At 74.7% G+C, this 8,542-nt stretch carries 10 protein-coding genes; 5 read left to right on the top strand and 5 right to left on the bottom strand.

Annotated features, from left to right (window positions below; translation table 11 throughout):
• Nucleotides 1-2,535: non-ribosomal peptide synthetase (locus ASG49_RS04840; RefSeq protein ID WP_200936198.1), on the bottom strand; the 2,535-nt coding region annotated here is incomplete at its 3' end.
• Between the two features lie 153 nt (nt 2,536-2,688).
• On the opposite strand from ASG49_RS04840, the gene ASG49_RS04835 reads away from it, so the two are divergent.
• Entirely contained in the window at nt 2,689-3,309 is a 621-nt protein-coding gene (locus ASG49_RS04835) for a class I SAM-dependent methyltransferase (RefSeq protein WP_056537752.1), read from the top strand.
• A gap of 102 nt (nt 3,310-3,411) precedes the next feature.
• A complete protein-coding gene (locus ASG49_RS18155) occupies nt 3,412-3,585 on the top strand; it encodes a CsbD family protein (protein WP_082533783.1) in 174 nt (57 codons plus the stop codon).
• Nucleotides 3,586-3,701: 116 nt separating this feature from the next.
• On the opposite strand, the gene ASG49_RS04830 is transcribed toward ASG49_RS18155, so the two are convergent.
• Nucleotides 3,702-4,883 carry an acyl-CoA dehydrogenase family protein gene (locus ASG49_RS04830; protein WP_056537749.1) on the bottom strand — a complete coding sequence of 394 codons (1,182 nt, stop codon included), beginning with the start codon at nt 4,881-4,883 and terminating at the stop codon, nt 3,702-3,704.
• Between the two features lie 42 nt (nt 4,884-4,925).
• Nucleotides 4,926-5,327: a hypothetical protein gene (locus ASG49_RS04825; protein WP_056537746.1), complete on the bottom strand. Its 402-nt coding sequence runs from the start codon at nt 5,325-5,327 to the stop codon at nt 4,926-4,928.
• Nucleotides 5,328-5,350: 23 nt separating this feature from the next.
• On the opposite strand from ASG49_RS04825, the gene ASG49_RS04820 reads away from it, so the two are divergent.
• Nucleotides 5,351-5,761, top strand: a complete 411-nt coding sequence (locus ASG49_RS04820) for a CoA-binding protein (RefSeq protein ID WP_056537743.1) — start codon at nt 5,351-5,353, stop codon at nt 5,759-5,761.
• Between the two features lie 10 nt (nt 5,762-5,771).
• On the opposite strand, the gene ASG49_RS04815 is transcribed toward ASG49_RS04820, so the two are convergent.
• Nucleotides 5,772-6,236: a PAS domain-containing protein gene (locus ASG49_RS04815; protein WP_156384188.1), complete on the bottom strand. Its 465-nt coding sequence runs from the start codon at nt 6,234-6,236 to the stop codon at nt 5,772-5,774.
• 97 nt (nt 6,237-6,333) lie between these two features.
• Nucleotides 6,334-7,296, bottom strand: coding sequence for a universal stress protein (locus ASG49_RS04810; RefSeq protein WP_056537737.1), 963 nt, complete (start codon nt 7,294-7,296; stop codon nt 6,334-6,336).
• A 216-nt stretch (nt 7,297-7,512) separates the two neighbouring features.
• Here ASG49_RS04810 and ASG49_RS04805 point away from each other — a divergent pair, with 216 nt between their 5' ends.
• Nucleotides 7,513-7,824: a DUF1003 domain-containing protein gene (locus tag ASG49_RS04805; RefSeq protein ID WP_082533781.1), complete on the top strand. Its 312-nt coding sequence runs from the start codon at nt 7,513-7,515 to the stop codon at nt 7,822-7,824.
• A gap of 122 nt (nt 7,825-7,946) precedes the next feature.
• Nucleotides 7,947-8,542 (top strand): hypothetical protein (locus ASG49_RS04800; RefSeq protein WP_162244493.1); only part of this gene is annotated, 596 nt, incomplete at its 3' end.

The raw sequence follows: 8,542 nt of genomic DNA, 5'->3' as shown, positions 1-8,542 counted from the left end.
GACCGCCCGCCGCTGAGGCCACGGCGGGCGGACGCCGAGCACGGTCCGCGGCGCGCGCACGGCCCGGCGTACGCGGGGGGTGGCGCGGTCCACGGCCCACCACAGCGCCACCCCGGCGCCGAGCGAGAGCAGCACGCCCAGCAGCGGGCGGGTGTCCTCGAAGTGGGGGTAGACCTGCCAGTGCACGAGGTAGACGTAGAGCGACGCGGCGGCCAGCAGCGCCGCCGCGCGCACCGCGAGCCGCGGCAGCCGCAGCTGCGGCACCCACACCAGGACCAGCATGCCGCCGAGCACGACCGCCTCGCGGGCGCCGTCCTCCAGGAACCCCGGGGTGGCCACGAGCAGGAGCAGCGAGACGGCGGCGCGGGCGGCGACGGTGTCGGCCCGGGCCGCGGCCCACCCCGCGGCGAAGAGCCACAGCACGACGTGGGCGCGGTGGATCTCGTCGCCGCCGCGCAGCGAGACCAGGTCGTAGCGCGTCAGCAGGCCCACGCACGCGATCGCGAACGGCAGCCAGAACGGCCAGCGCCGCTCGCAGCGGTGCACCGCCGGCACGGCCAGCAGCGCGGCGCTGCCCAGCAGCAGCGCGACCAGCGCCTCGAGGAACCACAGGTGCCAGGCGGGCTCGGCCCAGGCCTCGGGCCCGGTGAGGCCGTTGACCATGAGCGCGGTCCGCCAGGGGTACGCCGAGGCCAGCAGCGCGAACCCGCCCACCCAGAGCACCGACGGCACCATGACCCGGGCGACCGCCCCCAGCGTGCGCCGGACGCGCTCGCCCCGCACGGGGCTGGCCAGCTGGAAGCGCGCGAAGTTGAAGCCCAGCACGCCCAGCAGCAGGTGGGCGCCGCCGGTCAGCACGAACAGGTTGCCGTGGGTGCCGACGACGGCCACGATCGCGAGCGCCCGCAGCACCACGCTGGTCTCCACGGCCGCGCCCCGTCGCGGCGGCCGTGCGCTGCGCTCGAGCTGTCCGACCGGCGTGGTGTGCCAGCCGACCGGGAGGTGGCCGAGGTGCTGCTCGAGCCGCACCGAGGCCTCGACGTAGGACAGCGAGTCGCCGCCCAGCGAGACGAACGTGTCGGCGGGGCGGACGTCGTCGCGGCCCAGCACCAGCCCGAGCAGGCCGGCCACGTCGGCGTCCGGGACGGCCGGGCCGGGAGCCGGACCGGGGGCCGCGGGCCGGACGAGGCCGGCCACGGCCCGGTGGTCGGGCTTGCCGGAGGCCAGCCGGGGCAGCGCGGCCACCGCGTGGACGTCGTACGCCGCGCCCGGCAGCCGGGTGGCAGCCGCCAGGGCGCTTCGTGCCGCGCGGACCTCCCCCTCGCCGCCGACGACGGCCACCACCGGCCTGTCGCCGTCGGCCGCGCAGAGCCCCTGCAGCCCGGTCGTGGCAAGGTGCTGCTCGAGGCGGTCGAGGTCGAGGCGCAGCCCGCACACCTTGACGAACCGGCTGCTGCGGCCCACCACCTCGACGAGCCCGTCGGGGCCGATGCGGGCCAGGTCGCCGGTGCGCAGCTCGTGCACGACGCGGCCCAGCGCCAGGTCGGCCGGCCCCTCGGCGTACCCGAGCATGACGTTGGGGCCGGCGTACACCAGCTCGCCCACCTCGGCGTCGGGCGGCTCGAGGCGCAGGTGCCCGCCCGGCACCGCCACCCCCACCGCCTCGGGACGGGTCACGGCGAGGTCGGGCGGCAGGTAGGCGATCCGGGCGGTGGCCTCGGTCTGGCCGTACATCACGAACAGGTCGACGCCGCACCCACGCCCTGCCTCGGCGAACCGGCGCACCCGCTCGGCCGGCATCCGCCCGCCCGCCTGCGTCAGGTAGCGCAGCGTGGGCAGCTTCTCGGGACCGAACCCGACCCGTTCCAGCAGCTCGAAGGTGTGCGGCACCCCGGCCAGCGAGGTCACGCCACGCCGCAGGCAGAGCTCCCAGAAGCAGCGGTCGACCACCGACAGCGAGGTCAGCACCACGGCGGCACCGCGCAGCAGGTGGGTGTGCAGCACCGAGAGGCCGTAGCAGTAGTGCAGCGGCAGGGTCGTGGCCGCGACGTCGTCGGGCCGCACCCCGAGGAAGGACGCGATCGACGCGGCGTTGGCCTGCACGCTCGCCGCGCTCAGCCGCACCAGCCGCGGGGATCCGGTGCTGCCGGAGGTGGAGAGCAGCAGCGCCAGGTCGGGGTGCAGGTCGTGGCACGTGCCGACCCGCCGCTCGGTCATCACGCCGCGGTGCACGACCACGTCGGGGTCGTAGGCCTCCACCAGGCCGGTGACCTCACGGTCGGGGTCGGCCAGCAGCACCGGGTGGCCACCGGCGAGGGCGGCGAGGTAGTGGACCAGCGTGTCGACCTCGTGGTCCGCGGTGAGCAGCACCAGGCGGCGCGTGGCGCCGAGCAGCTCGCCCGCCGTGGCCACGCGCGCGGCCAGCTCGGCGTAGGACACCACCAGCTCGCCCGAGATCAGCGCTGGCCGGGCCCCGTGCACCGCCAGCTCCCGGGCCAGGGGCACCCCGGTGGTGGTGGCGGAGGTCCGACTCATGGGCAAGAGAGTAAGGCAAGCCTTGCCTACATCACATGACGGGCGTCACGCCGGGACGTGGACCCCCGAGGTCGCGCGCGGCGCCTCGGCGTACGGCTCATCGGTGCAGCGCCGTGACGGGCCTGGCTGCGAGGCCCGAGACAGACTGCAGCCATGTCCGACGACGCCTGGCCGCCCGGCTTCTTCGACCGCCAGGACCCCGGCGACGACGCCGACTTCTACGCACCCCCGCGGTTCGTCACCCACATCGACGACGGCGCGATCGCGGCGGTGGGCGAGCTGTACGACGAGCTCGGCGTTCCGGACGGCCGGGTGCTCGACCTGATGTCGTCGTGGGTGTCCCACCTGACCCGGACGCCGAGCGGTGGACTCACGGCGCTGGGCATGAACGCCCTGGAGCTGCAGGCCAACCCGGTGGCCGACGAGGTCGTCGTCCAGGACCTCAACCTCCACCCGCGGCTGCCGTTCGCCGACGCGTCGTACGACTCGGTGGTCTGCTGCGTCTCGATCGACTACCTCGTCCGCCCGGTCGAGGTGCTGCGCGAGGCGGCGCGGGTGCTGCGTCCTGGCGGCCTGGTGGTGCTCACCTTCAGCAACCGCTGCTTCCCGACCAAGGCGGTCCGCGGGTGGCTGGCCACCGACGAGGACGGCCGGGTCGAGATCGTCCGGGCCTACCTGGAGCGCGCCGGCCTCGAGGGCGTGACGACCGAGCTGCGGACGGCGCGGCGGTGGGGCCGTGACCCGCTGTACGCCGCCTGGGCCCGCGCGACCTGACCCCGGCGCCCCTGCTGCCGGCCCGGCGCACGACCCGGTCCAGGTTCGTCCCGCCCCGGATCGGGCACAGGGCGCGACACACCCGCTACGAGAGGAACCACCATGGGACTCGCTGACAAGGCCAAGAACACCGCGGAAGACCTCAAGGGCAAGGGCAAGGAGGCCACGGGCGAGGCCACCAACGACGACTCGCTCAAGGCCGAGGGCAAGACCGACCAGACGAAGTCGTCGGCCAAGCAGGCCGGCGAGAACGTCAAGGACGTCTTCAAGAGCTGACGTCCCGCCTCACGCCCCGTTCCCGGCACGCCGGGGACGGGGCGTCGTCGTGCCAGGACGTCATCGGCAACGTGGCCTGGGGGCCACGATCCTGATGACGTCCGGAGCAGGGCGGCTCAGAGCTGCGACTGGATCCCGGCGAGCAGCTGGCGGGCGGCGACGATGCGCTGGACCTGGTTGGTGCCCTCGTAGATCTGGGTGATCTTGGCGTCGCGCATCATCCGCTCGACGGGGTAGTCGCGGGTGAAGCCGTAGCCGCCGAGCACCTGCACCGCGTCGGTGGTGACCTGCATGGCCGTGTCGGAGGCGAAGGTCTTGGAGGCGGCGCCGAAGAAGGTGAGGTCCTTGTCGCCGCGCTCGGAGCGGCCGGCGGCGGCGTAGGTGATCTGGCGGGCGGCCTCGACCTTGATGCCCATGTCGGCGAGCAGGAACTGCAGGCCCTGGAAGTCGGCGATCGGCTTGCCGAACTGCTGCCGCTCCTGGGCGTACGCCAGGGCGTAGTCGAGCGCCCCCTGGGCGATGCCGACGGCCTGCGCGGCGATGGTCACGCGGGTGTGGTCGAGGGTCTTCATCGCGGTCGCGAAGCCGCTGCCGACCTCGCCGATGATGCGGTCACCCGGGAGGTGGACGTTGTCGAGGTAGACCTCGCGCGTCGGGGAGCCCTTGATGCCGAGCTTCTTCTCCGGGGCGCCGAAGGACACGCCCTCGTCGGACTTCTCCACCACGAACGCCGAGATGCCGCCGCGGGTGCGCTTGTCGGGGTCGGTGACGGCCATGACGGTGTAGAACTCCGACTCGCCGGCGTTGGTGATCCAGCGCTTGGTGCCGTTGAGCACCCAGCCGTCGCCGTCCTGCTTCGCCGTGCACTTCATGCCGCCCGCGTCCGAGCCGGCGTCGGGCTCGGAGAGGCAGTAGGAGAACCCGCCCTCCCCCGCGGCCAGCTTGGACAGGTAGTGCTTCTTCAGCTCCTCGGAGCCGCTGATCTGCACGGGGAGCGAGCCGAGCTTGTTGACCGCGGGGATCAGCGAGGAGCTCGCGCAGGCGCGGGCCACCTCCTCGATCACGATCACGGTGGCGAGCGCGTCGGCGCCGGCGCCGCCGTACTCCTCGGGCACGTGGGGGGCGTGGAAGTCAGCAGCCAGCAGCGCGGCGGCGGCCTCGTGGGGGTAGCGGGCCTCCTCGTCGACGGCCGCGGCGAACGGCGCGATCTTGGCGTCGGCGACGGCGCGGACCGCCTCGCGGATGGCCTGGTGCTCCTCGGAGAGCGCGTACATCGGGTAGCCGGCGTCAGAGGTCATGGGTCCGATGTTAGCGATCGTTAGCGCGACGGCCCGCGGCGGTCAGGCCAGCCCCAGGGCGCGGGGGTCGACCGGCGGGTGCGGCACGGCCAGCCAGGTCGCGCCGGCGGCAGCAGCGTCGTACGACGCCCGGACGAGGAGCGCCAGCCGGGCCTGCGGCACCGCGTCGGCGAGAACGACGTCGCCGCGGTAGAACGCCGTGTCGCCGACCAGCTCGACGAGCGCGGCCGCCGTCGCCGTACGCCGCTCGAAGAGGACGTGGACGACGTGCCCCGGCGCCTCCGCCAGCTCGGGCAGCCGCGCGAGCAGCGGGTCGTCGACCTGCGCGGCCAGCAGCCGCGCGACCTGGCGGGCCACGCCCCAGCCGACCTGCTCGACGTGGGGGCCGCCGGGGGCCGGCGTGACCTGGCCGGCGCGCACCCGCGGAGCCTGCTCGGTCGCCATGGCCGCGAGCCTAGGCTCGGGGCATGGCTACGAACTGGCAGGACCCGGCGGCCGTCGACCTGATGCTCGACGAGTGCGAGACGTGGGCGGTGGTGGGCCTGTCCGGCGACACCAGCCGGACGGCGTACTCCATCGCCTCGCTGCTGCAGCAGCGCGGCAAGCGGATCGTGCCGGTCCACCCCGACGCGCCGACGGTGCTGGGCGAGCAGGGCTACGCCTCGCTGGCCGACGTCCCGTTCCCCGTCGACGTCGTCGACGTGTTCCGCCGCTCCGAGGCGGCCGGCCAGTTCGCCGACGAGGCCGTGCAGGTGGGCGCGAGGGGCGTCTGGTTCCAGCTCGGCGTGGTCGACGAGGCCGCCTTCGGTCGTACGACGGCCGCGGGACTCGCGATGGTGATGGACACCTGCCCGGCGATCGAGTGGCGCAAGCGCTGAGCGCTGGTCCTCAGCCGCTCGACCGCTCGCGCAGCAGCTCCTCGACCATCTCGGCCGCCATCCCCCGCGCGACGGCGTGGACGTGGTCGGTGACGTCGATGGTGTAGCCGCGCAGCGCCACCACCATGTCGCGCCCGATCCGGACCGGGTCGCCGAAGAAGGCGAAGACCCGCTCGCCGCGGGTGTCGGTGCGGAAGCGGTACTGCCCGTTGAGCGGGGCCCCGGCGCGCATGGCCTGCTCGAGACCGGTGCGGACGCGGTCGGCGTCGTCGGGGTGGATCCGCGCGAAGACCGCCTCGACGTCGCCGGGGTTGCTGAGCCCCGCGTCGTACATCGCGATCATCTCCTCCGACCACGACCAGGTCCCATCGGTGAAGTCGTGCAGCCAGCGCCCGAAGCCAGGGGCCGACTGCGTCCAGCCCTGACCCGGCGCCCGTCCCGCGCCCGGGTGCGGGAAGACCTCGCTCTCGCGCATGACGCGGACCTCCGACCACCGGGTGGTCGGGCGGCCCCGGGGCTCCCCCAAGACTCCACCGCCGACGCGGCCGGTGTCCAGGGTCGGCCCGCGCACCTCACGCCGGCAGCGGCACGGACCGTCCGGACGACCCCGTCCGACCGGCCTCCTCGACGACCACGTCGGTCCCGTCCGGGGACGCGTCGACCGGAGGGACGACCTCGACGGGGCAGCTGCCCTCGCGCAGCAGGGCGCGCGCCGTGCCGCCCAGGTGTCCGCGCGGGAGGACGTGCTCGCGGCGCGCGAGCAGCAGCAGGTCGGCGTTGGCGGCCTGGTCCTGGAGCACGCGTGCCGCCTGGCCACGCAGCACGCGGACCTGCACCGGGACGTCGCGGTAGAGCGCCAGCACCTCGCGCAGCCCGGCGTCGACGGCGGCACGGGCACGCTCGGTCCACTCCCGGTCGAGCGAGGACGACTGGTCGTCGTACTGCCAGGGCAGGTCCCACGCGTGGACGAAGGTGACCCGACCGCCGCGGTCGGCCGCGAGCCGCACGGCGCGCAGCGCGAGGTCGGCGGAGTGCTCGGTGTCCTTGACGCCCACCACGACGTGGAACTGCTCGTCGGGCGCCTGCCACCCGGCGGGCACGACGGCCACGCAGCCGTCCGAGCGGGCGCAGACGCCCGTGGCGACCGACCCGGTCAGCAGACGCTCGGCCGTCGACCTCGTCGCGCGGCCGAGGACCAGCAGGCGGGCCCGCCCGGAGGCCTCGACGAGGCTCCGGGTGCGCTGCCCGTGGTGCAGCGAGGAGGTGACCCTGTCTGCCGGCACGATCTCGGCGGCGATCGCCGCGGCGTCGGAGAGCAGCCGGCGCCCCACGGGGTCCATGTCCTCGGGCACCAGCGGGAACATCGGCGACATCGCCATGTCGATGGGGATCACGTGCAGCAGGTGGACGCCGACGTCGAGGGCCTGCGCCGCGTGCGCGGCGTACCGCACGGCGGCGTCGCTGCCGCTGCTCCCGTCGATGCCGACCCAGATCGTGCCGGGGGTGGTGGTGGTCTGCTCCGTCTCGTCGCTCATGCCACCACGGTCCGCGACCGGGCCGTGTCCGGGCAGGGCACCGGGGACGCACGGCCGTGGGTCCTTGGTCCCGCCCGTCCGGGACCTCGGGGTGGCGGGCAGACCCGTCCCGCCCGTCCGGGGCCCCATGGCACTGGTCGCCCGGTGCGTGCGCGGTCGGACTCTCCACGCCACCGGGGAGCGCGGCCCGACGGTCAGGGCACGTACGCCGGGTCGATGCCGTTCGTCTACGCCCACGTCGCGGCGTTCGCGGTGTGGATGGCGCTCCTGGAGCGCGACCCGTGGCCCACGCTGACGCTCGTGGTGTCGCTGGAGGCGATCTTCCTGTCGACGTTCGTGATGATCGGGCAGAACCGGCAGGCGTCCTTCCAGCAGGTCAAGGCCGACCACGACTTCCGGGCCCAGGAGCAGGAGCTCTACCGCCACACCGAGCTGACGCGCACCATCGAGCACCTGGTGCGCGACATCCACGAGCGCGTCGGCCGGGAGCACGAGCCCGACGACCCGCCACGTCGTACCAGCTCCTGAGGGGCGGGTCCGGAGACCCCGCGCGACGAGTGGTCACCACGGGACCTTGTGCCCTGGGCAGGGCGGCAGCGCCACCGCATCCTGGGCAGAGGCACCCGCCGCCGCCCGAGCCGAGGAGACCCATGGACGTCAGCACAGGCAGGGAGACCCGGTCGAGCACCCGGTCGAGCACCCGGTCGAGCGCCCGGTCGAGCGCCCTGGTCGTCTACGAGTCGCTCTTCGAGAACACCGAGACGATCGCCCACGCGGTCGCGCGCGGCCTGGTCCTCGAGGGCATGGGCGCCACCGTCGTCGCGGTGGGAGCCGCGCCGCCGCTGCGGCAGGTCGGGCTCGACCTGCTCGTCGTCGGGGCGCCCACCCACGCGTTCTCGCTGAGCCGGCCCCGGACCAGGCAGGACGCCGTGCGCCAGGGGGCCAGCAGCGCCTCCTCGGCGACGGGCGTGCGCGACTGGCTCGCGGTCGCCGGGGCGACGCCGTCGATCCGCCACCGCCCCCTGGCGGCGATGTTCGACACCCGCGTCCGAGCGACCGAGCACCTCCCCATGTCGGCCGCGTCCCGTGGCGCCCACCTGCTGCAGCACCTGGGCTTCGCGTTGGTCGCCCGCCCCCAGGGCTTCGTGGTCGAGGGACTGCGCGGCCCGCTCCGGGAGGAGGAGGTCGGTCACGCCGTCGCGTGGGGCCGGGGGCTGGCGCGCGCCTGCCAGGAGCGGCTCGCCGC

Source organism: Marmoricola sp. Leaf446 (assembly GCF_001424755.1).
GTDB lineage: Bacteria > Actinomycetota > Actinomycetes > Propionibacteriales > Nocardioidaceae > Marmoricola.
Note: the sequence above shows the minus strand (reverse complement) of the source record. Positions and strands in the feature narration are given on the sequence as shown.